This window comes from Caulobacter sp. GW821-FHT05F04, assembly GCF_059419665.1.
The window spans coordinates 239,353-265,388 of record NZ_JBWKSF010000009.1 but is presented as its reverse complement, the minus strand read 5'-3'; the positions used below and the strand labels follow the sequence as shown (position 1 = coordinate 265,388).

Sequence of the window (26,036 nt, the reverse complement as noted above, 5' to 3'; positions counted from 1 at the left end):
CCCGAACGCTTCTTATGACAACGTTGGCCATAAGGAGATTGGACTGTCGCTGAGGTCGGGGCGCTTTTCCAGCGTGTCGTGGTCGTAGATCTGACCGGAGATCAGGTCAGGTCCCGCTCCTGGGTGGCGACCAGCTTCAGATAGGCGCCGTAAGGCGACTTGGCCAAGTCGTGCGCCAGCGCCATCAGTTGCTCCGTCGAGATCCAGCCGTTCTGAAAGGCGACCTCTTCGACGCAGCCGATCTTCAGGCCCTGACGGTGCTCCAGCGTCCGTACGAACTCCGAGGCTTCGAGCAGGCTGTCATGGGTGCCGGTATCCAGCCAGGCGAAGCCCCGACCCATGCGCTCGACCGACAGGTCTCCAGCCTCGAGATAGAGGCGGTTGATGTCGGTGATCTCAAGCTCGCCCCGCGCGCTGGGTTTGAGGTCGCGCGCGAAGTCGACGACACGGCTGTCGTACATGTAGAGGCCGGTCACCGCCCAGTTGGACCGTGGTTTTTCCGGCTTCTCCTCGATCGAGACCGCCTTGCCCGAAGCGTCGAACTCGACGACGCCGTAGCGCTGCGGATCATTGACGAAATAGGCGAAGACGCTGGCCCCCGACTTCGAGCGCTCCTTGGCGCCCTGCAGGATGCGGGTGAGCCCCGCGCCGTAGAACAGGTTGTCGCCCAGCACCAGCACGGACGGCTCGTGGCCGACGAAATCCGCGCCGATGCGATAGGCCTCGGCCAGGCCGTTTGGATTGGCCTGTTCCGCGTAGGTGATGTTGATCCCCCACTTGGCCCCGTCGCCTAGCAGTCCCTCGAACAGCGGCAGGTCGCGCGGCGTGGAGATGATCAGGACGTCGCGCACGCCGGCCATCATCAGCACCGAGAGCGGATAGTAGATCATGGGTTTGTCGAAGACCGGCAGCAACTGCTTGCTGATCGCCATGGTCACGGGATGGAGGCGCGTGCCCGATCCGCCCGCGAGGATGATGCCCTTCATTACGTCTTCTTCTTCAGTCTTGACGGCCGAAACCTAGAGCGGAATTCACGACGGCGTGAGCCCTTAGTTTCAGGGGTTGCGTCTTCAACGCGATGATTTCGAAGAAATTTTGACCGAGGCGACCTCAAACATGCCCCTTGGCCGCGAGGTAGCGGTCGAGAGCGTCCGCCCAGTCCGGCATCGGGCGACCGATCGCGGCGACCAGCTTGGCGTTCGACAGCGCGCTGTAGGGCGGCCGGCGCGCGGGGGTCGGGAACTGGCTGGTCGGGATCGGCGCGACCTCGGCGGCGACGCCGGCCCTAGCGATGATCGCTTGCGCGAACGCGCACCACGATGCGGCCCCCGAATTGACCACGTGATAGTCGCCCGCCGGGGCTTTGGCCGCGACCAGGTCGAGGATGGCCTCGCCGGCGTCGAGGCTGGCGGTCGGCGACATCACCTGGTCGGCGACCACCGTCAGGCGGCCCTTCTCCTTGGCCAGACGAAGCATGGTCTCGACGAAATTGCCGCCCTTGCCGCTGGCCCCGGCCACGCCGAACAGCGAGGCGACGCGGGCGACGATGACGTCGTCGTGCTCCAGCCTGGCCAGGTCCTCGCCCAGGGCCTTGGTCGCGCCATAGACATTGACCGGCGCCCGACCGACCTCTTCGCCGAGGGGCTCGCGCTCGCCCTGGCCGCCGTAGACATAGTCGGTCGAGACCTGCACCAGTCGCGCGCCCCTGGCGGCGCAGGCCTTGGCTAGGCGGCCGGCGAAGTGGGCGTTGATCGCCACGGCCGGACCCGGATCCTTCTCGCAGTCGTCGACGCGGGTGACCGCCACGCAGTTGATGGCGATGTCGAAGTCGAGGCCGTCGAAGCCGGCCGCCGGATCGGCCGCGTCGACCTGGGCGCGGGTCACGGCCACCAGGTCGAGACCACGCCGACCGGCCAGCGTGACGAGGTCCGACCCCAGCTGGCCGTTAGCGCCGAAGAGGGCGATACGCATCAGGCGTTCTTCAGCCCGAGGCGCTGGCCGGCATAGCGCTCGCGCAGCGGCGCCCACCAGGCCTCGTTGTCGAGGTACCACTGGATGGTCTTGCGCAGGCCGGTCTCGAAGGTCTCCCGCGCCGTCCAGCCCAGCTCGGTTTCCAGCTTGGTCGCGTCGATGGCGTAGCGGGCGTCATGGCCCGGGCGGTCGGCGACGAAGGTGATCAGGTCGCGGCGGCGCTGGCCAGCGATCGGACGCAGCTCGTCGAGCACGTCGCAGATCGCCTCGACGACCTGCAGGTTGGTCCGCTCGTTGCGGCCGCCGACATTGTAGCTCTCGCCCGCGACGCCCTTCGTGGCGATCAGGTGCAGGGCGCGGGCGTGGTCCTCGACGTGCAGCCAGTCGCGGACGTTGTCGCCCTTGCCGTAGACCGGCAGCGGCTTGCCTTCCAGGGCGTTCAGCGTGACCAGCGGGATCAGCTTCTCGGGGAAATGATAGGGCCCGTAGTTGTTCGAGCAGTTCGAGACCACCACCGGCAGGCCGTAGGTGTGATGCCAGGCGCGGGCCAGGTGATCGGACGAGGCCTTGGAGGCCGAATAGGGCGAACGCGGGTCGTAGGGCGTGGTCTCGCTGAACAGGCCCTCGGCGCCAAGGCTGCCGAACACCTCGTCGGTCGAGATGTGGTGGAAGCGGAAGGCGTCCTTTTCGGCGCCCTCAAGGCCCTGCCAGTGCTCCAGCGCCGCCTGCAGCATCACATACGTGCCGACGATGTTGGTCTGGACGAAGTCGCCGGGGCCGGTGATCGAGCGATCGACATGGCTCTCGGCGGCCAGATGCATGACGACGTTAGGCCGGAAGGCCTTGATCGTCGCCGAGACGGCCGCCGCGTCGGCCACGTCGCCCTGTACGAACTGGTAGTCGGCCTTGCCGTCCAGCATGGCCAGGCTGGCCGGCGAGGCCGCGTAGGTCAGCTTGTCGTAGTTGAGGATCGCGACGTCGTTCTGGCCGGCCAGATGACGGCACACGGCCGAGCCGATGAAGCCCGACCCGCCGGTCACCATCACGCGAAGATTTTGCTGCGACATGCGCTGGAAAGCTCGAGCCCTAGAGCATGATAGCCGAAAGTGGCTGCCGGTTTCGGCGGCCATCATGCGCCAAATGTTAAATACGGAGCACGCCCCGTACTCCAGTTTTTAGTGTACGCGCAACAGTCAGCCACCCAACGGGTGGCGTTCGCCCTTAGTCGGTGAACACCACCGTCTTGCGGCCGTTCAGCAGCACGCGGTCTTCCAGGCGATAGCGCAGCGCGCGGGCCAGCACGCGGCGCTCGATGTCACGGCCCTTGCGGACCAGGTCTTCCGGGGTGTCGCGATGGCTGATGCGCTCGACGTCCTGCTCGATGATCGGACCTTCGTCGAGGTCGCCGGTCACGTAGTGAGCCGAGGCGCCGATCAGCTTCACGCCGCGTGCGTGAGCCTGATGGTAGGGCTTGGCGCCCTTGAATCCCGGCAGGAACGAGTGGTGGATGTTGATGCAGCGGCCCTGCAGCTTGGCCGACAGGCCGTCCGACAGCACCTGCATGTAGCGGGCGAGCACGACGATGTCGGTCTGGGTTTCCTGAATCAGCTTCCAGAGTTCGGCTTCCTGCTCGAACTTGGTTTCCTTGGTCACCGGCAGGTGGTGGAAGGGCACACCCGAAAGGTCGATGTGCTCGTAGGTCTGCGCCGGGTGGTTGGAAACGACCCCGGCGATGTCCATCGGCAGCTCGCCGATCCGCCAGCGATAGACGAGATCCGCCAGGCAGTGGTCGAACTTGCTGGCCAGCAGCAATACGCGATAGCGCTCGGTGCGGTCGCGCAAGGTCCACTTCATCTTGAAGGCTTCGCCCACGGTCCCGAACTCGGCGCGCAGCGCCGCTCGGTCAGCGCCATCGGCGTCGAACACCACGCGCATGAAGAACTGACCGGTCTCCTGGTCGTCGAACTGCTGGGCGTCAAGGATGTTGCAGCCGCGCTCGAACAGGAAGGCGGACACCTTGGCGACGATGCCGCGCTGGTCGGGACAGGAGAGGGTCAGGATCATGATCCGCTCCCTCTAGAGAACCCCATCGCCGAAGAAAAGCGGCTGAACGCCTGAGGCGAGGCCGATTTTCTTGGCGCGGCGGGCGTTTTCCTAGACCTGTGGCACGGCCATGCCGCGCCGGACGGCCGGACGGTCGCCCACCGCCTGCACCCAGGCCTCGACGGCGGGGACGCCCGGCTCGCGGTCGGGCTCGGCCTTGGCCATGGCGGCGAGGATGGCCTTGGTCCAGGCAAAGCTGGCGATATCGGCGATCGAGAAGTGCTCCCCGGCCAGCCATGGGTGGTCGTTCAGCCGCCGATCCATCACACCCAGAAGGCGCGTGACCTCCTCGCCGAACCGGTTGATGGCGAGCGGCAGCTTCTCCTCGGCGCGGAGGGCGAAATAGTTGTACTGGCCGGCCATCGGGCCGAGGCCCCCGACCTGCCAGAAGGTCCATTCCAGCGCCGCCCAGCGCTCGGGACCACTGGGCGCCAGAAGCTTGCCGGTCTTCTCGGCCAGGTAGACCAGGATCGCGCCGCTCTCGAACACGGTCTGCGGGCCGCCGCTCGCGTCGTGGTCGACGATGGCCGGGATCTTGTTGTTGGGCGAGATGGCCAGGAACTTCGGGTCGAACTGCTCGTCCTTGCCGATGTTCACCGGATGGACCCTGTAGGGCAGGTCCACCTCCTCCAGCATGATCGAGGCCTTGCGGCCATTGGGCGTGGTCCAGGTGTAGAGGTCGATCATGGGGTCTCCCTGCCAGCTTCGAGGTCAACACCGCGCAGTCTAGCGATCTTGCAGCTCGCGGGTAGGCGTCGGCGCGCGAAAGGGTCTAGACTCCGCGCATGGTTTCCTCATCCGAAGTCCTGTCCGACCGCGCCGTCGACATCCTGAAGACGCTGGTGGCGTTCGACACCACCTCGCGCCGCTCGAACCTGGCGCTGATCCAGTGGGTCGAGCAGTACCTAGCCCACCTGGACGTGCCGACCCGCCGGGTGCCGAACGCCGACGGGACCAAGTCCAATCTGTTGGCGAGCATCGGCCCTGCGGTCGAGGGCGGCGTCGTGCTGTCGGGTCATACCGACGTCGTGCCCGTCGACGGCCAGCCGTGGTCCAGCGATCCGTGGGTGCTGACCGAGCGCGACGGGCGGCTCTACGGCCGGGGAACCTGCGACATGAAGGGTTTCCTGGCCCTGGCCCTGGCCGCCGCGCCGGACCTGGCCCGGGCGACGCTGAGGAAGCCCGTCCACCTGGCCTTCTCCTATGATGAGGAGGTCGGCTGCCTGGGCGCGCCGGACATGATCGAGGTCATCGCCAACGATCTGCCCCGCCCCGCCCTGGTGGTGGTCGGCGAGCCCACCGACATGGTCGCCGTCCGCGCCCACAAGGGCATCGCCAGCTTCATCGTCACCGTGACGGGCCGCGAGGCCCATTCCAGCCTCACCCACCTGGGCGTCTCGGCCAACATGGCGGCGATCAAGCTGATGGGCCTGCTGGTCGAACTGTCGGAAAGGCTGGAGCGTGAAGCCGATCCCGCGTCGCCGTTCACGCCCAAGGGCGCGACCCTGACCATCGGCCAGGTCAATGGCGGCACGGCGGTCAACATCCTGGCCCGCGAGTGCGTGTTTATCTTCGACCTGCGAACCCCGGCGGGTCTGGACCCGATGGCGATCCTGACCGACGTCTTCGCCGCCGCCGAGGCGATGGACGCGAAGATCAAGGCCCGCGCGCCCGAAGGCGGCGTCAAGGTCGAGCGCCGCTCGCTGACTCCGGCCTTCGCGCCGGAGGAGAACGGCGTCGCCGAGGCCTTCGCCCGCAGGTTGGCCGGCGACAACGGCCCGGCCCGGGTCGTGCCCTACGCCGCCGAGGCCGGGCAGTTCCAGAACGCGGGTTTCTCGACCGTGATCTGCGGCCCCGGCTCGATCGACCAGGCTCACCAGCCCGACGAATATGTCGAGATCAGCCAGATGCAGCGCGGCGCGGCCTTCATGCGCCGGCTGATCGAGGACCTCTCGACCTAAGGCCGTTTCCCCGGCGAAAGCCGGGGCCCAGATGGAAGGACGCTGGGGTGAGCGCTATGAGCTCGGCGTCAATCCGGTCAGCCCAAGCACTTCGAGATCTGGATCCCGGCTTTCGCCGGAAAGATCGGGGTTAGGGCTAGGCGCCTCGCCATTTTCGAATGACGAACCGCCGGCCGATGAACGCCGCCGGGTCGATCGACATCACCCTCAGGATCGCGCCGGGCGAGGCCTTGCGCCTGGCCTGGATCGCCTTGCGATCCGCCAAAACCTGGTCGAGATCCTCGCGCTTCAACGCCGCCTTGATGCCTCGGATCGCCGGAGCGACGTCGCCACGTCGCCAGTGCAGCAGAAGCAGGCCCGCCGTCACCGCCACATGCAGCGGCAGGGTGACCGGAAACAGCCAGCCGGGCGTGTTCTTGACGAAGGTCCAGATCCGGTTGCGCGAGCCGTGGAAGATCGAGAAGTCCGACCGCACGCCGGTGCTGGCCGAACCGACATGGGCGACCTTGGCCTTGGGCAGCAGCAGGGTCGGATAGTCGTAGAGGCGCAGGCGATAGCCCAGGTCGACGTCCTCGCAGTAGCAGAAGTAGCGCTCGTCGAAGCCTCCGACCGCGAGGAATAGCTCACGATCGATCAGCATCGCCGCGCCGCAGGCCGAGAACACCTCGCCCTCGGGTAGGACCGCCGGCGCCTTGCGGCCATACCCGCCCCGGAACGGTATGCCCGCGCTGGTGACATTGTCGCCGGCCCCGTCCAGCAGGCCAGGCTGATCGGCCGACAGCTGCAGCGAGGCGAAACTCTTCACGCTCGGGTGGCGCTCGACGCCGGCCATCAACTCGGCCAGCCACTCCGGCTCGGCATAGGCGTCGGGGTTCAGCAGGACCAGCCAGCGACCCTTGGCGCGCCGGGCCGCGAAGTTGTTGCCCGCCGCGAAACCCAGATTGGCGCCCGCCTCGACGAAATCGACCCATGGATGGGCCTTGGCCGCCGCCTGGGGCGCGCCGTCGGTCGAGGCGTTGTCGATCAGGATCGTCTCGAAGTCGCGGAAGGTCTGGGCCGCCAGCCTATCCAGGCACGGCTCCAGGGTCGGTCCGCTCTGGTAGGAGACGATGATCACGCTAACGAGCGGGCCGGTCTTGTTTTCCATCGTCTCAGGCGGCATCGGTGGCCGGTTCGTTTCTCAAGGCAAATACGCGTCATGAAGATCACGCCGCTGGCGATCCCCGAAGTGCTGCTTATCACGCCCGCGCGCCATGGCGATGAGCGGGGCTGGTTTTCCGAGACCTTCCGCCAGTCGGCGCTGGAGGAGGCCGGTTTCAAGGCCGCGTTCGTCCAAGACAATCATGTCCGCTCCACGACGCGCGGCATCCAGCGTGGCCTGCACTACCAGAAGCCGCCGCACGCTCAGGACAAGCTGCTGCGCTGCGTGGTCGGGTCGATCTTCGACGTCGCGGTGGATATCCGCAAAGGTTCGCCGACCTACGGCCAGTGGGTCGGGGCCGAGCTGTCGGCCGAGAACCGCCAGCAGCTGCTGGTCCCCAAGGGCTTCGCTCACGGCTACGTCACCCTGACCGACGCCTGCGAGGTGCTCTACAAGGTCACCGGCTATTATGCCCCGGCCGCCGAAGGCGCGGTGCGCTGGAGCGACCCGGCCATCGGCATCGATTGGCCGGTCCCGGTTACGGAGATCACCGCCAACGACCGCGACAACGCCGCGCCGCTGCTGAGCGAGATCGATTCGCCGTTTACCTACGAGGCCTGACCATGAGCTTCACCGACCTCTTCTGGACCTCGCACGAAGGCCTGCCGCTGCACGCCCGTGACTACGCCCCAATGGGCGTTTCTGGCGGCGAGACTCAGAAGCTGCCGGTGATCTGCATCCACGGCCTGACCCGCAACGCCCGCGACTTCGAGGACCTGGCCCCGCGCATCGCCGCCACGGGCCGCCGCGTGCTGGCGGTCGACGTACGCGGCCGAGGGCTGTCGGCGCACGATCCCAATCCGATGAACTATCACCCGGGAACCTATGCCGCCGACATCGTCTCGCTGCTCCAGGCGGCCGGGATCGAGAAAGCGGTGTTCGTCGGCACCAGCATGGGCGGGCTGATCACCATGGTGCTGACCTCGCTGAAGCCCGAGGCCATCGCCGCCGCCGTGCTGAACGATGTCGGCCCCGAACTGTCGCCTGTCGGCCTGGCCCGCATTGCCGGCTACACCGGCACGGCCAGCCGGTTCGAGACCTGGGACGACGCCGTCGCCTACGCCAAGGCGATCAACGAGGCCGCCTTCCCCGACTACGCGGCCGAGGATTGGGACGTCTTCGCTCGCCGCCTGTTCGATGAAAAGGACGGCGGCTACGTCCTGGCCTACGACCCCGACATCTCGGCCCCGATCAAGGCCGCCGCCGAAGCGGCCGCGAAGTCGCAGGCCGAAGGCGGCCCAAAGGGAGGGCAGGCCCTGGCGCCGCCGGACATGTATCCGCTGTTCCGCGCCCTGGCGAAGGACCGCCCCTTACTGTTCGTGCGTGGTGGAATCTCGGACCTGATCGACCCCGCCATCGCCGAGCGCATGCGCGCCGCCGCGCCCCACATAACCTATGCCGAGGTCCCCGGCGTGGGCCACGCCCCGATGCTGACCGAGCCGGAAGCCTGGGCGGCGATAGAAAACCTGCTGCGCGAAGCGCCCTAAGGGGCGCGGCCAAGGGGTGTTTTGACGGCTCGACCGTGTTAGACGCCCGCCACGGCTCGTTCCTCGCCGCGACAGAGTGCTGACCCGATGACCCTCGACCTTGCCTCCATCCAAGCCGCCGCCGGCCGCCTGAAGGGTCAGATCGAGCGCACGCCGTGCCGCCACTCCAAGACCCTGTCGAAGATCACCGGCGCCGAGGTGTGGGTGAAGTTCGAGAACCTGCAGTTCACCGCCGCCTACAAGGAGCGCGGCGCGCTGAACAAGCTGATGCTGCTGTCGGACGCCGAGAAGGCCAAGGGCGTCATCGCCGCCAGCGCCGGCAACCACGCCCAGGGCCTTGCCTATCACGGCGCTCGCCTCGGCGTGCCCGTCACCATCGTCATGCCGCGCACCACACCGTTCGTGAAGGTGCAGCACACCCGCGACTTCGGCGCGACCGTGATCATCGAGGGCGAGACCTATGACGACGCCAACGCCCACGCCCGCAAGCTGCGCGACGAGCAGGGCCTGACCTTCGTCCACCCGTTCGACGACTACGACATCATGGCCGGCCAGGGCACGATCGCCCTGGAGATGCTGGAGGATGCGCCGGACCTGGAAGTGCTGCCCGTGCCGATCGGCGGCGGCGGCCTGATCAGCGGCGTGGCCACGGCGGCCAAGGCGTTGAAGCCCGACATCCACATCATCGGCTGCGAGCCAGCCATGTACCCGTCCTTCACCGCCAAGATGCGCGGCATCACCGCCCATTGCGGCGGCCAGACCATCGCCGAGGGCGTGGCGGTGAAGACGGTCGGCGACCTGACCTATGGCGTCGCCCGCCCGCTGATCGACGACGTGCTGCTGCTGGAAGAGCCGTATATCGAGCAGGCCGTGGCGCTTTACTGCAATGTCGAGAAGACCATCGCCGAGGGCGCCGGCGCGGCGTCGCTGGCGGCGCTGCTGGCCTATCCGGAACGCTTCCGGGGCAAGAAGTGCGGCCTGATCCTGTGTGGCGGCAATATCGACACCCGCCTGCTGGCCTCGGTCCTGACCCGCGAGCTGGTCCGCGCCCAGCGCCTGATCAGCCTGCGGATCATCGGCGACGATCGCCCGGGCCTGCTGTCGACCGTGGCCAGCGTGATCGGCGCGATGGGCGCCAACATCATCGAGGTCAACCACAACCGCCTGGCCCTGGACGTCCCGGCCAAGGGCGCGGAGTTCGACATCACCATCGAGACCCGCGACGCCCAGCACACCCAGGACGTCATGAACGCCCTGCGCGAGAGCGGCTACCCGCCGCGGGTCGTCTAAGGCGGCCTATTCCTTCGGCTTGCCCGGGCCCAGCCGGTTCACGTCCAGCAGTTCGATCTTGAAGATCATCACGCTGTTGGCCGGGATCGGGCCCTTGTCCTGCGCGCCATAGCCCAGGGCCGGCGGCACGTAGAGGATCCACTCGTCGCCGGCCTTCATGCGCTGCAGGGCGATGACCCAGGCCGGGACCAGGCCGTCCAGCGGGAACACCGCCGGCACGCCGCGCTCGTAGCTAGAGTCGAACACCGTGCCATCCAGCAGCTTGCCCTCGTAGTGGACCTTGACCTCGTCGGCCTGGGTCGGGTGCAGACCGCCCTGCGGCCCCTCGCGCACCACCTTGTACTGCAGGCCCTGCGGCAGGGTGACGACGCCGGGCTCCTTGGCGTTCTTGGCCATGAATTCGTCGGCGATGGAGAGGTTTTCCTGCGCCTTCTTGCTGGGCCCGCAGGCGGCCAGGGCCAGGCCGGCGACGGCGAGGGTGACGAGAAGAGCGCGGCGATGCATGACAGACCTCAAACGTTCAGGCCGTCCAGCTAGCACGGACCGCCCGCGATTCCATCTCCGTGCAAGCATTGACCCGCGCGGAAGTTGATTTCACGGAACAGTGGTGGCTTTCGCTGGCCAGCCCTCTTAGAAACGGCCTCCCGAACATCAGGCGAGCCGCTCATGAAACCCGTTCGTAAAGCCGTCCTTCCTGTCGCCGGCTTTGGCACCCGCGTGCTGCCCGGCACGAAAACCACTCCGAAGGAACTGCTGAACGTCGTCGACCGGCCGATCCTGTCCTACATCATCGCCGAAGGCCGCGCGGCCGGCATCGAGCACTTCGTCTTCGTCACCGGCCGCAACAAGGGCGCGATCGAGGACTATTTCGACCACCAGGTGGAGCTGGAAGCCGCCCTGGCCGCCAAGGGCAAGACCGCCCTGCTCGACGAGCTGCTGGCCGAGCTGCCCAAGCCGGGCGAGATGAGCTTCGTGCGCCAGATGGCTCCGCTGGGCCTGGGCCACGCGGTGTGGTGCGCGCGCGACATCATCGGCGACGAGCCCTTCGCCGTCATGCTGCCCGACATGGTCATGCACGCCCAGAAGTCGGCCCTGGCCCAGGCCATCGAGGCCTATGACCAGGTCGGCGGCAACATCGTCGTGGTCGAGCCCTGCCCCGAGGGCCAGGCCCACCAGTACGGCATCGTCGCGCTGGACGGCCAGGACGGTCGCCTGAACCGCATGACCGGCATGGTCGAGAAGCCGCCGAAGGGCACGGAACCTTCGAACCTGTTCATCAGCGGCCGCTATATCCTGCAGCCCGAGATCTTCGACCTGCTGGCCAGCCAGGAGAAGGGCGCCGGCAACGAGATCCAGCTGACCGACTCGATGCTGAAGCTGTTGACCAGCCAGGACTTCCACGCCCTGGAATACGAAGGCGTCACCTACGACTGCGGCGACAAGATCGGCCTGCTGCGGGCCAATGTCGCCCTGGCCCTGGCCAATCCGGAACTGGGCGCCGCCGCCCGCGTCGCCATCGAGGATCTGCTGAAGGCCTAGGCCCACTCGGCCAATACCTCGGGATCGTCCTCGGCGCGCTTCAGCGCCGAGGCGTCTCCGAGCAGTCGCCGCGCGGCCCAGACGGCCGCGCCGCGCACCACGGACGCGGGGTCGGCCAGCAGCGGCTCGACCACCGCCATCAGCCCGACATCACCGCTGTTGCCGATCGCGTAGAGCACGTTGCGCACGAAGCGATCTCGACCGATCCGCTTGATCGGGTTCTTCGAGAACAGCGCCCGGAACGCCGCGTCGTCCAAGACCGCCAGTTCGGCCAGGGTCGGCTGGCGCAGTTCCTCGCGCGCCTGAAGCTTGGCCTCGCTCGACAGTGACGCGAACTTATTCCACGGGCACACCGCCAGACAATCGTCGCAACCATAGATCCGGTTGCCGATCGCCGGCCGGAACTCCGCCGGGATCGGACCAGCGAGCTCAATGGTCAGGTACGAGATGCACCGCCGCGCATCCAGCTGGCGCGGCGCGGGAAACGCCTTGGTCGGACAGATATCGAGGCAGGCGCTGCACCGGCCGCAGTGATCGACCTCGGCTTCATCCGGCGGGAGGTCCAGCGTGGTCAGCACGCTGCCCAGGAACAGCCACGAGCCGAACTGCCGCGAGACGAGATTGGTGTGCTTGCCCTGCCAGCCCAGGCCCGCCCTCTGCGCCAGAGGTTTCTCCATCAAGGGGGCGGTGTCGACGAAGACCTTCACGTCGCTTCCGAACCGGCGATGCATCCAGCCGGCCAGCAGCTTCAGGCGCTTCTTGATCACGTCGTGATAGTCGTCGCCCTGGGCGTAGACCGATATGGCGGCATGGTCGGCGCGCCCCAGCTGCTCCAGCGGATCAAGGTCGGGGCCGTAATTGACGCCCAGCACCACCGCCGACTTCGCCTCGGTCCACATGGCCGTGGGGTGCGAGCGTCGCTCCAGCGTCTCTTCCATCCAGCCCATGTCGCCGTGACGCTCGGCCTGGACGAAGGCCTTCAGCCATTCGCCATTGGGCCAGGCGGCGGCCGCGTCGGCGAAGCCGCAGGTCGAGAAGCCGAGAGTCAGGGCCTCGGCGCGGATCTCGTCCTTGATCGCTTGCGGCGAGAGCTCAGAAGTCGAGGTCGTCATAGTGCGCGGCCGGCGCGAGGCCGGGCCAGCGGTCGGCCAGGATCGGACGGAAGGCCGGCCTCGACTTCAGCTTCATGTACCAGGTCTTCGCCGTCGAGAAGTCCTTCCACGGCACGTCGCCGAAATAGTCGATGACGGAAAGGTGGGCGGCGGCGGCGAAGTCGGCCAGACTCATACGGCGCCCGGCCAGCCAGTCGCGGGTCTGCAGGAGGCCGTCGATATAGCCCAGGTGCATGCGCAGCGCCTCGCGACCCTGGCGCAGGGCGGCAAGGTCAGGCGCGCCCATGCGAAGGAGGCGCTTCTCCATCTTCTCGTGCAGGAGGAAGCCGTTGACCTCGTTGTCGAACTTGCGGTCGAACCACTGCAGTAGGCGCCGTGCCTCGGCGCGCTCGGCTGGATCGCGGCCCAGCAACGGCGGCTCGGTCTCGGTCTCCTCGATGTGCTCGAGGATCGCGCGGGTCTCGCAGACGACGAGGTTGCGCTGGTGGCGGGTCTCGACCAGCACCGGCGGCATGCCCGACGGGTTCAGCGAGGTGAACTCCGGCGGCATCTCCCAGTAGCGAACCTGGATCTCGAGGAACGGCAGCCGCTTCTCGCCCAGCGCCAGACGCACCTGTCGCGAGGCGGGGTCGAGAGGGAAATGGTGTAGGGTGCGTTCGACGCTCATGCCCAGGTGCGCTCAGGCTGCATCGAAAGAGCGATGCGCCGCTTTGCTTAACAAGAGATTGCCGAACGGGGTTTACCCAAGAAAAGCAGGCCTTTGTGCGGCTCTTTCTCAGATTTAGCTGTTCATCCGAGCAATGAGATTGGTCGTGCTCTGGCCTTGCTTGAGCTCGGCCAGAATAACCTTGCCGCCGTAGCCGAGCACGACATTGGACCCGACCACCGTTTCGACCGTGTAGTCCGCGCCCTTGACCAGTACGTCGGGGCGGAAGGCCTCGATCAGCGCCAGCGGCGTCTCCTCGCCGAACAGCACCACCAGGTCCACCGACGACAGCGAGGCCAGCACCGTGGCGCGCCCCTGCTCCTTCTGCACCGGCCGGCTCGGCCCCTTCAGCTTGGAGACCGAGGCGTCGGTGTTGAGGCCGACGATCAGCCGGTCGCAGGCGGCCTTGGCCTGGCTGAGCAGCGAGACATGGCCGGGGTGGAGCAGATCGAAGCAGCCGTTGGTGAAGCCGACCTTCAGGCCGCGCGCGCGCCAGCCCTCGACGATCGCCTTGGCCTGCTCGCGGTCGGCGATCTTGATCTCGCCGGGCTCGCCCTGGATCGAGACCGCCACGGCCGTCAGCTCCGCGGCGGTGACGACGTCGGTGCCCAGCTTGGCGACGACCAGGCCGCCGGCCAGGTTAGCCAGGTGCGCGGCGTCGGCCAGGCTCGCGCCTGCCGCCACGGCCAGGGCCAGAGTCGCGGCCACGGTGTCGCCGGCGCCGGAGACGTCGAACACCTCGACCGCCGTGGCCGGCAGATGAACGTGCGGCTGGCCGCGCACCGACAGGGTCATGCCGGCCCCGCCACGCGTGATCAGGGCCGCCTCCAGGGCCGGCGCCATGGCCAGGATCGCCGCGCCGGCGTCTTCCGAAGCCTCGTCCGAGTTGTCGACGATGCCGGTGGCCTCGGCGGCCTCCTTGCGGTTGGGCTTGATCAGGGTCGCGCCGTCGTAGCGGGCGAAGTCGCGGCTCTTGGGATCGACGATCACTGGCTTGCCGGCCGCGCGGGCGGCGGCGATCGCCCCACGCACCACCTCGGCGGTCAACACGCCCTTGGCGTAGTCGGACAGCACCACGACGTCGGCGGCGGGCAGACGGGCCGCGAAGGCCGCGAGCAGCGCCGCGCCGTCGCCGGGGCCGCGATCCTCGCGGTCGACGCGCAACATCTGGTGCGAACCGGAAATGTAGCGGACCTTCTCGGTCGTGCGGCGCTGGGGATCGGCGACAAGCTCCGCCTCCAGCCCCGGCTCGGCGTCGATCATGCCACGCAGGGCCGCGCCGGCGTCGTCCTGGCCCACCAGACCGATCAGCACCGCCTTGGCGCCGAGGGCCGCGACATTGCGGGCGACATTGCCCGCGCCGCCCAGCATGGCGGTTTCCTTCTCGACCGCGATCACCGGCACCGGCGCCTCGGGCGAGATGCGGTCAACCGCGCCATAGATGAAGCGGTCCAGCATCACGTCGCCGAGGACCAGCACGGTCTTGTTGGAGAAGGCGCGGGGGAGATGAGAGAGGGCGTCGTCCATAAGGTTCCGTACCCTCACCGGCTCGAGGAACTCAACCCTCGACCGTTTCGGCGAAGACACCGCCGTGTTTCTCGGCCAGCCCCCTCGGATCGGGGTGGATGATGATGTCGGCCGACGGGAAGGCCTCCAGCAGCCGGTTCTCGGCGGCCACGATGATGGTGTGCGCCTCGGCCAGAGAGATATCCGCCGCCAGGTCGGCATGCATCTGCATATGGACGTAGGGACCGGAAGCGCGGGTGCGCAGCTGGTGAACGCCCAGAACGCGCGGATCGGTGGTGGCCAGGAGAACGATCCGCTCACGTTCGGTCTCGGGCAGTTCCTGGTCCATCAACTGGGCTGAAGCTTCGCGGAAGACGCCGATCGCGCCCCAGATCAGCCAAAGCGCCACCACCAAGCCCGCGGCCGAGTCAATCCAGGCCAGGCCCAGCCATGTCGCGGCGCCGACGCCGACCAAGGCGACGGCGTTCGAGGCGAGATCGGCGGCGTAGTGGGCCCGGTCTCCGGAGATGGCGATCGAGCCGCTGGCCTTCACCACACGGGTCTGGGCCGTGATCAGGGCCAGGGTCAGGCCGATCGAGACGATCATCACCACCACCCCGGCCAGGCCGTGCTGGACCGGACGCGGATGCAGCAGGGCGTCGATCGCCTCCCGCCCGATCAGGGCGCCGGAGGCGAAGACCAGGCCGCCCTGCATCAGGCTGGAAAAGGCTTCCGCCTTGCCATGGCCGAAGCGGTGCTCGGCGTCGGGCGGCTCGGCCGCGTAGCGCACCGCGTAGACCGTGATCAGCGACGCGACCAGATCGAGGGCCGAATCCGACAGCGAGGCCAGGATCGCCACCGAGTCGCTCATCCGCCAGGCGATGGCCTTGACCACGATCAGGATCGCCGCGACCGCGACCGACAGGAGGGCCACGCGTCGGGTGGCGGCGCGCGTTTCGGGCGAAGTGGCGGAGAGGGTCATGGCCGCACTTTAGCAAGGCGGTCTCGCCTGCCCAGCGCGAACGACTCGCGAGCGCGCAACACCCTAAGCGGCGGCGCGCACCTCGGGTCCCACATAGATCGACTGCGGCCGGATCAGGCGACCGCCCGCCTGTTGCTCGCGGGCGTGGGCCAGCCAGCCGGAGACGCGACCCATGGCGAAGACACAGGTGAAGCTGGACGGCGGCAGGCCAAGGGCTTCCAGCAGCAGCGCCGTATAGAACTCGACATTGGTGTCCAGCGGCCGGTCGGGCTTGTGCTCGCGCAGGATTTCCAAGGCGGCCTGCTCGACCGCCTCGGCGAAGGCCAGGCGACCGGGCAGGCTGTCCGAGGCCGCCGCGAGCTTGCGCACGGCCGTCTTCAAGGCGTCGGCGCGAGGATCCCGGACGCGGTAGATGCGATGGCCGAAGCCCATCAGCCGATCACCGCGCGCCAGGGCCTTCTCCAGCCACGGGCGGGCGTTCTCGGGCGTTCCGATCTCGTCCAGCATCTCGATCACCGGTCCCGGCGCGCCGCCGTGCAGCGGGCCTTTCAGGGCCGACAGCCCGGCCAGCACGGCCGAGGTCAGGCCAGCGCGGGTCGAGGCCACCACGCGGGCGGCGAAGGTCGAGGCGTTGAGGCCGTGGTCGCAGACCGTGACCAGATAGGCGTCCAGAGCGGCCGCCTCGGCGTCGGTGGCGGGCGCCCCGCGCGTCATCCGCAGGATGTCGGCGGCGTGCGACAGGGCCGGATCGGGCGCGACCGGGCTCTCGCCCTTCGCGACACGCAGCACGGCGGGGGTGAAGACGGCCGGGGCGGCGATCAGCAGCAGGGCTGTCGGCAGGTCGTCGCCGTCGGGCAGGCGGGCCAGCAGGGCGCGCATGGCCTCGACCGGATCGCGGCGGGCCAGGCCCTCGTCTAGGGCGGCGACCTCGGCGAAAGCGCGGACCCGGGCCTCGCCCAGGGCCGGCGCCAGATCGCCCATTCCCACGTCCATTTGGGCGTCCTCGAAGAAGCCGTCGAACAGCAGGTGAGCGGCCTCCTCATAGCGGGTGTGGCCCGACAAATCCTCGACGGCGTAACCTCGGATCACCAGGCGGCCCCTGGCGCCGTCGACATCGGACAGAACGGTGCGGGCGGCGATGACGCCCTCAAGACCATCGGACATGTGCGGTCTCCTTTCGTCGCTGAAAAAGGACGCCCCAGCTTGATCGTCAATCTTGATCAATATAATCAATCTATATGACGGACTGGCTCGACGCGGATCAAGTTCTGGAGCGGCTCGGGATCCGGCCGCAGACCCTTTATGCCTATGTCAGCCGGGGCCGGATCGAGGCCGCCGCCCATCCGCGCGACCCTCGCCGCAGCCTCTATCGCGCCTCGGACGTCGCCGCCCTGGCCCAGAAGAAGGCCCGCGGCCGCCGCGCCGCCGACGTCGCGGCCGAGGCCATCGCCTGGGGCGAGCCGGTGCTGCCCTCGGCGATCACCACCGTGGCCGGCGGCAGGCTCTGGTATCGCGGCCGCGACGCCGTTCACCTGGCCGAGCAGGGCCAGACCCTCGAGAACGTCGGCCGGCTGCTGCGTGGTGGCCATGGCGCGGCCCTGAAGGCCTCTCGCCGCCCGGAACCGCTCGACGCCGACAGCGCCCGCGCCCGAATGTTCCTGACCCTGGCCGCCCGCGCCGGCCGAGAACCGCCCGCCCGGGGCCGCGCGCCCCTGGCCCTGGCCCTGGAGGCCGCCGACCTACTGGAGGCCGTGGTCGACGCCGCCACCGGCCAGACAGGGGAAGGCCCGACGCACGCTCGCTTCGCCGCCGCCTGGGGGCTGGACGCCACCGGCGCCGATCTCGTCCGCCGAGCTCTGGTGCTGCTGGCCGATCACGAACTGAACGCCTCGACCTTCGCCGCGCGGGTGGCGGCGTCGACCGGGGCGTCGCTCTCGGCGGCCTGCCTGGCGGGACTCTCGGCGCTGTCGGGACCCCTGCACGGCGGCATGGCCGCCCGGGTCGAGGCCTTCGTCGAGGAGGCCGAGCGGCGGGATGGCGAGCATGCCGTGTCCGCCAGACTCGCGCGCGGCGCCTCGATGCCGGGCTTCGACCATCCGCTGTATCCCGACGGCGATCCACGCGCGGCGGCGCTGTTGGCCGCCTTCGAGCCCCCGCCCCTGCTGGCCGACCTGCGCAAGGCGACCGAGACCGCGACCGGTCTCGCGCCAAATATCGACTTCGCGCTTGTGACCCTGGCCCGAACGCTCAGGCTCCCGCCGGACGCGCCGTTCATCCTGTTCGCGACCGCCCGGAGCGCCGGCTGGGCCGCGCATGCGATCGAGCAGTTGCAGACAGGACGGCTGATCAGGCCAAGGGCGCGCTATGTCGGCGCGGCGCCGGAGGGCTATTCACCCTCCTCCTCGTCGTAGCCGACCAGCCGCAGGGCCCGGGCCGGCAGGCCTTCCAGTTCGCACCAGCGCTCCAGCGCTTCCTCGCGGCCGTGGGTGATCCAGACCTCGCCGGGACGCAATTCGCTCAAGGTCGCCGTCAGCTCGTCCCAGTCGGCATGGTCGGAGAGGATCAGCTGCAGCTCGACGCCTCGCTGCCTTGCGCGCGCCCGCACCCGCATCCAGCCCGAGGCGAAGCAGTCGACCGGGTCCGGAAACCGCCGCGACCAGCGGTCGGCCACCGCGCTGGGCGGCGCGACGATGATCTGGCCGGCGAAGGCGTCCTTCGGCCCCGAAGCGGTGGCGGGGGCCAGCGGGCCAAGCTCCATGCCATGCGCCTCGTACAGGGCGTTCAGCCGCTCCAGCGCCCCATGGACGAAAATCGGCTTGTCCCAGCCCCCCTCGCGCAGCAGCCGGATCACCCGCTGCGCCTTGCCCAGGGCGTAGGCCCCGACGATGTGGCAGCGCTCGGGGAACTGCTCGACCGAGGCCAGCAGGCTCCGGATCTCGCCGGCGTCGTCGGGATGGCGGAACACCGGCAGGCCGAAGGTCGCCTCGGTGATGAACACGTCGCACGGCACGGGCTCGAAGCGGGCGCAAGTCGGGTCGCGGCGGCGCTTGTAGTCGCCGGAGACCACCATGGTCAGGCCCTTCCAGCGCACCACCGCCTGGGCCGAACCCAGCACATGGCCGGCGGGCACCAGGGTCACATCGACGCCGTTATGCGTGATCGTCTCGCCATACGGAACGGCCTGGCGCCGGCCCGTGAAATCCTCGCCATAGCGCGTGGCCATGATCGCCAGCGTCTCGGGCGTGGCGGCCACCGTCCCGTGACCGGCGCGGGCGTGGTCGGCGTGGCCATGGGTGATCACGGCCCGGTCCACGGGGCGGACGGGGTCTATGTAAAAGTCCCCCGGCGGACAGTAGAGGCCGTCCGGCCGGGGACAGAGAAGGTCTTCTGGCTTGATCACGTCTGGATATGACAACGCCTATGGCGCTAAGCCTATCCGCATGAGCGATCACGAGCAGACAAAACTCATCGCCACGGCGATGAACGAGGGCAGCCCACAGGCCAAGGCGCTGGGCTTCACCACCCTGGAGATCGGCGACGCGGTCGCCATCCTGAAGGTCCCCTACCGCCCCGAGATCGTCGGCGATCCCGAGACGGGGGTCATCGCCGGCGGGGTGGTCACCACCCTGCTGGACCACGCCAGCGGCCAGGCGGTGCACGCGGCCATGGAGACCTTCACCTCGATCGCCACCCTGGATCTGCGCATCGACTACATGCGCGCGGCCGAACCTGGCCTGGACGTCATGGCCCGAGCCCACTGCTACAAGCTGACCCGCTCGGTCGCCTTCGTCCGCGCCGTGGCCTATGACCGCGATCCCGAGAACCCCGTCGCCACCGCCCAGGCGACCTTCATGCTCGACAGCAGCGCCGGCAAGAAGCCGGGCGCCAACCTCAAGCCGCCGCGCGAGACGCGGGCCAAGACCGGGAGCGCCGGCCAATGAGCGACATCGACACGCGTCTGGTCTCGATGCTGGATTCCATCCCCTATGCCCGCTTCCTGGGGATCAAGGCCGAGCTGGCCGGCGACGAGATGACCGCCATCCTGCCGTTCGCCCAGCACATCGTCGGCAACCCGATGCTGCCCGCCATCCACGGCGGCGTGCTGGGGGCCTTCATGGAGATGACGGCCCTGGCCCAGCTGTCCGTGGCCGCGCCGATGAAGCGCCAGCCGCGCACGATCGACGTCTCGATCGAGTATCTGCGGTCGGGCCGCCCGCTGACCACCTACGCCCGCGCCAGCATCAAGAAGCTGGGCCGCCGCATCGCCAACGTCCATGTCGAGGCCTGGCAGGAAACGCGTTCGGCCCCGATCGCGACGATGCGGGGACTCTTCCTCGTCGCGCCCAGCGATGATTAATCGTCAGGGACCGGAACGATGGTCTCAGAGGAGAATGTTTCCCAGGAAACTAAATTCCACGACCACATTAATCCTCTGTAATGCCGTTTAGGTGCGACAAAGTTTCTTAAATCGGCGTCATGAAGCATGAGTAACGTGCATTAACGAGGGTCCGCGCCTATATCCCTGATCACCGGACGCCAACGGGCGCCGGACAACAGAAAAACAGGGATCAAGACCATGACCATGAAGACCAACGCCGTCGCCGGTTTCGCCTCGCTCGTTCTCGCGGTTCTGCCGCTCGTCATCATCGCCGGTTCGCTCGCCTCGAGCCTGTAAGTGATCGCCGCTTAACCTCCGTCGGGCCGCCCGCAAGGGCCGCCTCGACGGAGATGGCGACAAACCGAACGACTAAGATACCGAAGAATAAAGAGATTTCGCCGTCCGATGCAGGATGGCGTGGCGGCCCGCCAGACGATCGATATCCGCGTCGTAGCCGCCGCCGATGACCCCGACCACGGGGATCTCAAGAGAAAGACAAGCGCCCAGGACATAGGCCTCCCGTCGCCCCAGACCCTCGTCGGTCAGCGACAGGCGGCCCAGCTTGTCATCCGTGTGCGGATCGACTCCCGCATTGAAGAAGACGATGTCCGGCCGGACGCCACGCAGCAGCGCCGGCAGGATCTCCCCCAGCTTTTCCAGATAGGCCGCGTCGCCCGTCCCGTCGGCCAGTTCGATGTCGAGATCGCTGGTGGCCTTGCGATGCGGGAAGTTCTTCTCGGCGTGCATCGACAGCGTGAAGACGCTGGGATCGCCCTCGAAGATCCGCGCCGTGCCGTCGCCCTGGTGAACGTCGAGGTCCACGACCAGGGCCTTGCCGATCGCGCCTTCGGCCAGCAGCCGCCGGGCCGCCACCGCCACGTCGTTGAACACGCAAAACCCCGCGCCGCTCTCGGCCGAGGCGTGATGGCTGCCGCCCGCAGTGTTGCAGGCGATCCCCTGCTCCAGCGCCAGGCGCGCCGCCAGAAGCGTGCCGCCGCTCGCCGCCCTCGCCCGCGTGGCGACGCTGTCGGTGTTGGGCATGCCGATCCGCCGGACCACGTCCGGCGGCAGGGACAGCTCGATCACGCCCCGGACATAGTCTTCGGCGTGGGCCAACAGCAGGGTCTCGACATCGATCAACTCCGGCTTCGCGAAGCCGTCCAGGCCCGGAACGCCCTCCGCCTCCAGCACGGTGGCCAGGCGCGAGAACTTGTCCATCGGGAAGCGATGCCCAACCGGCATCTCGGCGCGAAAGGCGGGGTGATGGATGACGGGCGGGACGGGACGCATCACCTCACGATGGTGACCGCGACGGCCTGACGCAAGGTGACGTCTTGCAGCGCGGCAAAACGCGGCTTATCGCACTGCGCCATGCAGACGACCGAGAACCTCGCCGATATCCTCGACCTCGAACCGATCGAGGTGAACCTGTTCCGCGGCGTCAGCCCGAACGACGGCTTCCCGCGCATCTTCGGCGGCTTGGTGATCGCCCAGGCCCTGCTGGCCGCCTACAAGACCGTGCCGGACCGGGTCTGTCACTCGCTGCACGCCTATTTCATCCGCCCCGGCGATGTGAACGCCCCGGTGCTCTACGAAGTCGAGCGGGCCCGCGACGGCGGCACCTTCACCACCCGCCGGGTCGCCGCCATCCAGCATGGCGAGCAGATCTTCAACCTGGCCGCCTCGTTCCAGACGCCGGAGGACGGCTTCGAGCACCAGTCGGACATGCCCGACGCGCCCGCTCCCGAGAGCCTGCCGACCGAGGTCGAGTTCCTCAAGAGCCTGGGTGACCAGATCCATCCGAAGATGCTGGCCATGGTCGGCAAGCCGCGTCCCGTCGACATCCGCTGGGTCGACCAGCAGAACCCGGTCGCGCCGGTGAAGAAGTCCGGGACCAAGAACGTCTGGATGCGGGCCAAGGCCCCGCTGGGCGACGACGTGAAGATGCAGCAGGCCGCCCTGGCCTACGCCTCGGACATGGCGTTCATGGAAAGCGCCCTTCGCCCGCACGGCCTGATCTGGACGACGCCGGGCCTGCAGGCCGCCAGCCTGGACCACGCCATGTGGTTCCACCGCCCGTTCGACTTCAACGGCTGGACCCTGTTCGCGCAAGACAGCCCCAACGCTTCGCAGGGGCGCGGCCTGGTGCGCGGCCAGATGTTCAGCCAGGACGGTAAACTGCTGGCCTCGGTGGCCCAGGAATGTCTGATGCGGGTGCGGAAGTAGGCCTTCAGGCCTGAACCGCCTCGATCCTGACCACGCCGGCGGCGGCGAGCCCGCGCAGCAGCGAGGCCGCCTGCATGCCCACCGTCATCTCGCCGGCCAGCGCCATGCGCAGGGCCTCGGCGGCCGGGACCCAGAGGCTTTCGAGCCGTTCGTGGGGGTCGTCCTTCGGCTCGGCGACCTTCGCCACGTCGCGCGCCAGGATGATGTGGATGCGGTTGGTGTGCGTCCCGGCGTTGGGCCGGGTCTCGCCCAGCAGGGTCAAGGTTCCCGCGCAGCCGGCTTCCTCGAGCAGTTCGCGGCGAGCGGCCTCGACCGGATCGGTCTCGTCGGCGTCCATGCCCCCGGCCGGAAGCTCGGTGGAAATGTCGCCCAAAGCGTGACGATACTGGCGCACCAGCAGGACGTTGTTCTCGGCGTCCAGGGCCACCAGTTCGACCCAGTCGCGATATTCCAGCACGTAGTAGGGCGCAACCACCGCGCCCTCATCGGTCACGCAGTCGTCGGCGCGCAGACTGATCCAGCGGTCCTTGTGAACGACGCGCGAGGCGGTGACCCGCCATTTTCCGTCCGACATCACTGGCTCCTCGCCGAAAGTCAGTCTCGGTCGCCCAGCTCTTCGTCTTCGGCGGAGCCTTCCGGCTCGCCGACCAGGGCGGGCGGATCGGCCAGGATCAGACCTTCGGGGATCTTGACCTCGGGCACGGCCGCCCGCGTGAACGGCAGGTACCAGGTCGGACCGCCCAGGTCCGGGGCGATCTCAAGAATGTCACCGGCGCCGAAATTCTGGACGCTCTTCACGCGGCCCAGCAGGACGTCGGTCTGAATGTGGCGGACGGTCAAACCCACGAGGTCCGTGAGATAGAACTCGTCCTCGTCGGGCTGCGGCAGGGCCGAGCGCGGGACGTAGAGACGAAGGCCGCGCAGGGCGTCGGCGGCTTCCTTGGTCTCGATCCCCGAACAGCGGCAGACGACGCCGTCCTTGGTCTTGCGGGCCGAGGCGATGGTCAGGGCGGGCGTGCCGTCCTGGCGCTTCAAGCTCCTGAAGGCCGCGATGCTCATCGGGTCTTCGGTATAGGTCGAAATCCGCACCTCGCCGCGCACGCCGAAGCCGCCGGCCACGCGGCCGACCAGGATCAGCGGATCTTCGGGAGAGGCGGTCATCACGCGGACGGAGTCGCGCCGTCGCCTCGAAAGAGACGACGGCGCTGGAACCCTTAGCCTTCCGAAGCTTCTTCGGCCGGAGCTTCAGCGGCCGGGGCCTCTTCGGCAGCGGCTTCAGCGGCCGGGGCTTCTTCCACGGCCGGAGCGGCGGCGGCTTCAGCGGCAGCGGCGGCGGCGGCTTCAGCCGCAGCGGCCTTCTCGGCTTCGGCGGCGGCCTTGGCGTCGATTTCGGCTTGCTTGCGGTCTTCTTCGCGCTGAGCGCGCTCGGCCGAACGCTCTTGAGCCTTCTTGCCCGGGGCGCCCTTTTGCGGGTTATTGCCGTGGGCCCAGGTGGTCAGGCCTTGGGCGGCCAGGAAGCGGGCGACGCGGTCGGTCGGCTGGGCGCCCTTCTTGAGCCATTCCTGGATCGACTCGACCTTCAGGGTGACGCGGTTGGCGTCGTCCTTCTTGAGGAGCGGGTTGTAGGTGCCGACCTTCTCGATGAAACGGCCATCGCGCGGCGAGTGGCTGTCGGCGACGACGATCGAGTAGTACGGACGCTTCTTGGCGCCGCCACGGGCGAGACGGATCTTCAGCATTTGAGGTAGTCCTTGGTCTAAAGTTCTATTTCTTGAACGGGTTGAAGCCGGGCAGGCCCAGGCCGGAGAGAGGGTTGGGCTTGGCGTCGCCGCCGCCCCCGAGGCCCGGCAGACCGGGCAGCCCCGAGGGGCCTTGGCCCCCCGCTGCGTTGGGATCGGACTGGGGCATGCGGCCCCCGCCCATGTTCTTCATGCGCGCCATGTCGCCGCCGCCCATCATCTGGGCCATGCGGGCCATGCCCTTGCCGCCGTCCTTGGACATGGCCTTGAACATGTCGGCCATCTGGCGGTGCTGCTTGAGCAGGCGGTTGACCTCGGCGACGTCGACGCCCGAACCGGCCGCGATGCGACGCTTGCGCGAGGCGGCCAGGATGTCGGGCTTCTTGCGCTCTTCCTTGGTCATCGAGCTGATGATCGCCTGCTGGCGACGGAAGACGCGGTCGTCGATGCCGCTCTCGGCGATCTGTTTCTTGACCTTCTGCACGCCGGGCAGCAGGCCCATGATGCCTTCCATGCCGCCCAGTTTCTGCATCTGGGAGAGCTGAGCCGACAGGTCGTCGAGGTCGAATTTGCCCTTGGCCAGCTTCCTGGCCATGCGCTCGGCTTCGGCATGGTCGAGGTCGGCCGCGGCCTTCTCGACCAGCGCCACGACGTCGCCTTGGCCCAGGATGCGGCCGGCGACGCGGCGGGCGTCGAACACGTCCAGCTGGTCGATCTTCTCGCCGGCGCCGAGGAACTTGATCGGCAGGCCGGTGACGTGGCGCATCGACAGGGCCGCGCCGCCACGGCCGTCGCCGTCGGCGCGGGTCAGGATCAGGCCTGTCAGCGGCAGGCGCTCGTGGAACGCCTTGGCCGTGCGCACGGCGTCCTGGCCGGTCAGGCTGTCGGCGACCAGGATGGTCTCGGACGGCTGGGCGATGCGGGCGATGTCCGCCGCCTCGCTCATCATCGCCTCGTCCAGCGTGGTGCGGCCGGCGGTGTCGAGAATCAAGACGTCGTAGCCGCCCAGCTTGGCGGCGCTCATCGCGCGTTTGGCGATGTCCTGGGCGCTCTGGCCGGGGACGATCGGCAGGCTTTCGACCTCGACCTGCTTGGCCAGGGTCGCCAGCTGTTCCATGGCGGCCGGGCGACGCGTGTCGAGCGAGGCGACCAGCACCTTCTTGCGCTCGGTCTTGGACAGGCGCAGGGCCAGCTTGCCGGTGGTGGTGGTCTTGCCCGAGCCCTGCAGGCCAGCCATCAGGATCACCGACGGGGGATTCAGCGCCAGGTTCAGGCCGGTCGGCTGCTCGCCGCCCAGCATGTCGACCAGGCCGTCATAGACGATCTTGACCACCTGGTCGGCCGGCTTGACCGAACGAATGACCGCTTCGCCAGCCGCCAGCTCCTTGGCCTTGCTGATGAAGTCCTTGACGACCGGCAGGGCGACGTCGGCCTCGAGCAGGGCGACGCGAACCTCGCGCAGCGCCTCGTCGATGTCCTTCTCGGACAGCACGCCGCGACCGCCAAGACGTTCGAAGACGTCGGAAAGTCGCTCTGTAAGGCCGTCGAACATGTCGAACCCTGTTGAATACCCTGGAACGTGACGCGTCACGTTCCGACTCTTTGTCTTGCTTCGGCCTGTTCGAAGAACAGACCGGGGTCCAAACGCGATCAGCCCCCGTGGACGATCACGTCGACGGGGGTCCTCGCCGTCCTCGTCCGGATGGATCCTGCGCTAACAGGCCGGGGTCGTGACGGTGGAGGCGCTGCTGATAAAGCGCCGGAAGCCGGGGCTTATGCACAGAAAAGGGCGACGAGTCAAAGGGGGCGGCCATTCACGGCCGCCCCGGGGGCGA

General features: G+C 68.2%; 28 protein-coding genes. 10 read left to right on the top strand and 18 right to left on the bottom strand.

Features of this window, described 5'->3' with window-relative positions:
• Positions 1 to 101: 101 nt before the first annotated feature.
• From rfbA to AC07R7_RS22200, 5 genes are all read right to left on the bottom strand, one after another.
• Positions 102 to 986 (bottom strand): glucose-1-phosphate thymidylyltransferase RfbA, encoded by an 885-nt coding sequence (gene rfbA, locus AC07R7_RS22220; protein WP_494636612.1) that lies wholly within the window; start codon positions 984 to 986, stop codon positions 102 to 104.
• A 124-nt stretch (positions 987 to 1,110) separates the two neighbouring features.
• On the bottom strand, positions 1,111 to 1,971 hold the full coding sequence (gene rfbD, locus AC07R7_RS22215; RefSeq protein WP_494636611.1) for a dTDP-4-dehydrorhamnose reductase: 861 nt from the start codon (positions 1,969 to 1,971) through the stop codon (positions 1,111 to 1,113).
• Positions 1,971 to 3,038 carry a dTDP-glucose 4,6-dehydratase gene (gene rfbB, locus AC07R7_RS22210; RefSeq protein WP_494636610.1) on the bottom strand — a complete coding sequence of 356 codons (1,068 nt, stop codon included), beginning with the start codon at positions 3,036 to 3,038 and terminating at the stop codon, positions 1,971 to 1,973. Before rfbB ends, rfbD begins: the two co-directional genes overlap by 1 nt.
• Positions 3,039 to 3,192: 154 nt before the next feature.
• On the bottom strand, positions 3,193 to 4,035 hold the full coding sequence (purU, locus tag AC07R7_RS22205; protein WP_494636609.1) for a formyltetrahydrofolate deformylase: 843 nt from the start codon (positions 4,033 to 4,035) through the stop codon (positions 3,193 to 3,195).
• A gap of 90 nt (positions 4,036 to 4,125) precedes the next feature.
• Positions 4,126 to 4,761 carry a glutathione S-transferase family protein gene (locus tag AC07R7_RS22200; RefSeq protein WP_494636608.1) on the bottom strand — a complete coding sequence of 212 codons (636 nt, stop codon included), beginning with the start codon at positions 4,759 to 4,761 and terminating at the stop codon, positions 4,126 to 4,128.
• Between the two features lie 98 nt (positions 4,762 to 4,859).
• Here AC07R7_RS22200 and argE point away from each other — a divergent pair, with 98 nt between their 5' ends.
• On the top strand, positions 4,860 to 6,035 hold the full coding sequence (gene argE / locus AC07R7_RS22195) for an acetylornithine deacetylase (protein ID WP_494636607.1): 1,176 nt from the start codon (positions 4,860 to 4,862) through the stop codon (positions 6,033 to 6,035).
• A 136-nt stretch (positions 6,036 to 6,171) separates the two neighbouring features.
• Here argE and AC07R7_RS22190 read toward each other — a convergent pair whose 3' ends face one another.
• Positions 6,172 to 7,197 (bottom strand): glycosyltransferase family 2 protein, encoded by a 1,026-nt coding sequence (locus tag AC07R7_RS22190; protein WP_494636606.1) that lies wholly within the window; start codon positions 7,195 to 7,197, stop codon positions 6,172 to 6,174.
• A gap of 36 nt (positions 7,198 to 7,233) precedes the next feature.
• Here AC07R7_RS22190 and rfbC point away from each other — a divergent pair, with 36 nt between their 5' ends.
• From rfbC to AC07R7_RS22175, 3 genes are all read left to right on the top strand, one after another.
• On the top strand, positions 7,234 to 7,797 hold the full coding sequence (gene rfbC, locus AC07R7_RS22185; RefSeq protein ID WP_494636605.1) for a dTDP-4-dehydrorhamnose 3,5-epimerase: 564 nt from the start codon (positions 7,234 to 7,236) through the stop codon (positions 7,795 to 7,797).
• Between the two features lie 2 nt (positions 7,798 to 7,799).
• On the top strand, positions 7,800 to 8,723 hold the full coding sequence (locus tag AC07R7_RS22180; protein ID WP_494636604.1) for an alpha/beta fold hydrolase: 924 nt from the start codon (positions 7,800 to 7,802) through the stop codon (positions 8,721 to 8,723).
• A gap of 87 nt (positions 8,724 to 8,810) precedes the next feature.
• Positions 8,811 to 10,013, top strand: coding sequence for a threonine ammonia-lyase (locus AC07R7_RS22175; RefSeq protein ID WP_492887249.1), 1,203 nt, complete (start codon positions 8,811 to 8,813; stop codon positions 10,011 to 10,013).
• Positions 10,014 to 10,019: 6 nt separating this feature from the next.
• Here AC07R7_RS22175 and bamJ read toward each other — a convergent pair whose 3' ends face one another.
• Positions 10,020 to 10,517: a BamJ family beta-barrel-assembly machinery protein gene (gene bamJ / locus AC07R7_RS22170; protein ID WP_494636603.1), complete on the bottom strand. Its 498-nt coding sequence runs from the start codon at positions 10,515 to 10,517 to the stop codon at positions 10,020 to 10,022.
• 162 nt (positions 10,518 to 10,679) lie between these two features.
• Here bamJ and AC07R7_RS22165 point away from each other — a divergent pair, with 162 nt between their 5' ends.
• Positions 10,680 to 11,552: a UTP--glucose-1-phosphate uridylyltransferase gene (locus AC07R7_RS22165; RefSeq protein ID WP_492887250.1), complete on the top strand. Its 873-nt coding sequence runs from the start codon at positions 10,680 to 10,682 to the stop codon at positions 11,550 to 11,552.
• Here the strand turns inward: AC07R7_RS22165 and queG are convergent.
• From queG to AC07R7_RS22140, 5 genes are all read right to left on the bottom strand, one after another.
• A complete protein-coding gene (gene queG, locus AC07R7_RS22160; protein ID WP_494636602.1) occupies positions 11,549 to 12,664 on the bottom strand; it encodes a tRNA epoxyqueuosine(34) reductase QueG in 1,116 nt (371 codons plus the stop codon). The genes AC07R7_RS22165 and queG overlap by 4 nt on opposite strands.
• A complete protein-coding gene (gene fzlA, locus AC07R7_RS22155; protein WP_492839086.1) occupies positions 12,645 to 13,331 on the bottom strand; it encodes an FtsZ-binding protein FzlA in 687 nt (228 codons plus the stop codon). The genes queG and fzlA overlap by 20 nt, the downstream gene beginning before the upstream one ends.
• Before the next feature lie 114 nt (positions 13,332 to 13,445).
• On the bottom strand, positions 13,446 to 14,897 hold the full coding sequence (gene rfaE1 / locus AC07R7_RS22150; RefSeq protein WP_494636601.1) for a D-glycero-beta-D-manno-heptose-7-phosphate kinase: 1,452 nt from the start codon (positions 14,895 to 14,897) through the stop codon (positions 13,446 to 13,448).
• A gap of 31 nt (positions 14,898 to 14,928) precedes the next feature.
• On the bottom strand, positions 14,929 to 15,858 hold the full coding sequence (locus AC07R7_RS22145; protein ID WP_494636600.1) for a cation diffusion facilitator family transporter: 930 nt from the start codon (positions 15,856 to 15,858) through the stop codon (positions 14,929 to 14,931).
• A gap of 63 nt (positions 15,859 to 15,921) precedes the next feature.
• On the bottom strand, positions 15,922 to 17,022 hold the full coding sequence (locus tag AC07R7_RS22140; RefSeq protein WP_494636599.1) for a citrate synthase/methylcitrate synthase: 1,101 nt from the start codon (positions 17,020 to 17,022) through the stop codon (positions 15,922 to 15,924).
• A 74-nt stretch (positions 17,023 to 17,096) separates the two neighbouring features.
• Between AC07R7_RS22140 and AC07R7_RS22135 the strand changes: the two genes are divergently transcribed.
• The gene (locus tag AC07R7_RS22135) at positions 17,097 to 18,269 is read left to right on the top strand and encodes a citrate/2-methylcitrate synthase (protein ID WP_494636598.1); all 1,173 of its coding nucleotides are present in this window, start codon (positions 17,097 to 17,099) and stop codon (positions 18,267 to 18,269) included.
• Here the strand turns inward: AC07R7_RS22135 and AC07R7_RS22130 are convergent.
• Positions 18,245 to 19,273 carry a ligase-associated DNA damage response exonuclease gene (locus AC07R7_RS22130; protein ID WP_494636597.1) on the bottom strand — a complete coding sequence of 343 codons (1,029 nt, stop codon included), beginning with the start codon at positions 19,271 to 19,273 and terminating at the stop codon, positions 18,245 to 18,247. The two genes, AC07R7_RS22135 and AC07R7_RS22130, sit on opposite strands and share 25 nt — an antisense overlap.
• A gap of 25 nt (positions 19,274 to 19,298) precedes the next feature.
• Between AC07R7_RS22130 and AC07R7_RS22125 the strand changes: the two genes are divergently transcribed.
• The 3 genes from AC07R7_RS22125 (at position 19,299) to AC07R7_RS22115 (ending at position 20,533) form a co-directional block, all read left to right on the top strand.
• Complete coding sequence (locus tag AC07R7_RS22125; protein WP_492887256.1) at positions 19,299 to 19,799, top strand: PaaI family thioesterase; 501 nt, start codon at positions 19,299 to 19,301, stop codon at positions 19,797 to 19,799.
• Positions 19,796 to 20,215, top strand: coding sequence for a PaaI family thioesterase (locus AC07R7_RS22120; protein WP_099575234.1), 420 nt, complete (start codon positions 19,796 to 19,798; stop codon positions 20,213 to 20,215). The genes AC07R7_RS22125 and AC07R7_RS22120 overlap by 4 nt, the downstream gene beginning before the upstream one ends.
• A gap of 219 nt (positions 20,216 to 20,434) precedes the next feature.
• Entirely contained in the window at positions 20,435 to 20,533 is a 99-nt protein-coding gene (locus tag AC07R7_RS22115) for a hypothetical protein (protein WP_125159021.1), read from the top strand.
• 72 nt (positions 20,534 to 20,605) lie between these two features.
• Here the strand turns inward: AC07R7_RS22115 and AC07R7_RS22110 are convergent, their stop codons facing one another.
• Complete coding sequence (locus AC07R7_RS22110; protein WP_494636596.1) at positions 20,606 to 21,526, bottom strand: histone deacetylase family protein; 921 nt, start codon at positions 21,524 to 21,526, stop codon at positions 20,606 to 20,608.
• An 81-nt stretch (positions 21,527 to 21,607) separates the two neighbouring features.
• Here AC07R7_RS22110 and AC07R7_RS22105 point away from each other — a divergent pair, with 81 nt between their 5' ends.
• Positions 21,608 to 22,462: an acyl-CoA thioesterase gene (locus AC07R7_RS22105; protein ID WP_492887258.1), complete on the top strand. Its 855-nt coding sequence runs from the start codon at positions 21,608 to 21,610 to the stop codon at positions 22,460 to 22,462.
• A 4-nt stretch (positions 22,463 to 22,466) separates the two neighbouring features.
• Here the strand turns inward: AC07R7_RS22105 and AC07R7_RS22100 are convergent, their stop codons facing one another.
• The 4 genes from AC07R7_RS22100 to ffh are packed head-to-tail and all read right to left on the bottom strand — an operon-like array spanning position 22,467 to position 25,753.
• Entirely contained in the window at positions 22,467 to 23,036 is a 570-nt protein-coding gene (locus tag AC07R7_RS22100) for an NUDIX hydrolase (protein WP_494636595.1), read from the bottom strand.
• 20 nt (positions 23,037 to 23,056) lie between these two features.
• Positions 23,057 to 23,623: a ribosome maturation factor RimM gene (gene rimM / locus AC07R7_RS22095; protein ID WP_494636594.1), complete on the bottom strand. Its 567-nt coding sequence runs from the start codon at positions 23,621 to 23,623 to the stop codon at positions 23,057 to 23,059.
• A gap of 53 nt (positions 23,624 to 23,676) precedes the next feature.
• The gene (gene rpsP, locus AC07R7_RS22090; RefSeq protein WP_492887261.1) at positions 23,677 to 24,201 is read right to left on the bottom strand and encodes a 30S ribosomal protein S16; all 525 of its coding nucleotides are present in this window, start codon (positions 24,199 to 24,201) and stop codon (positions 23,677 to 23,679) included.
• A 25-nt stretch (positions 24,202 to 24,226) separates the two neighbouring features.
• Positions 24,227 to 25,753: a signal recognition particle protein gene (gene ffh / locus AC07R7_RS22085; protein ID WP_494636593.1), complete on the bottom strand. Its 1,527-nt coding sequence runs from the start codon at positions 25,751 to 25,753 to the stop codon at positions 24,227 to 24,229.
• Positions 25,754 to 26,036: the final 283 nt, after the last annotated feature.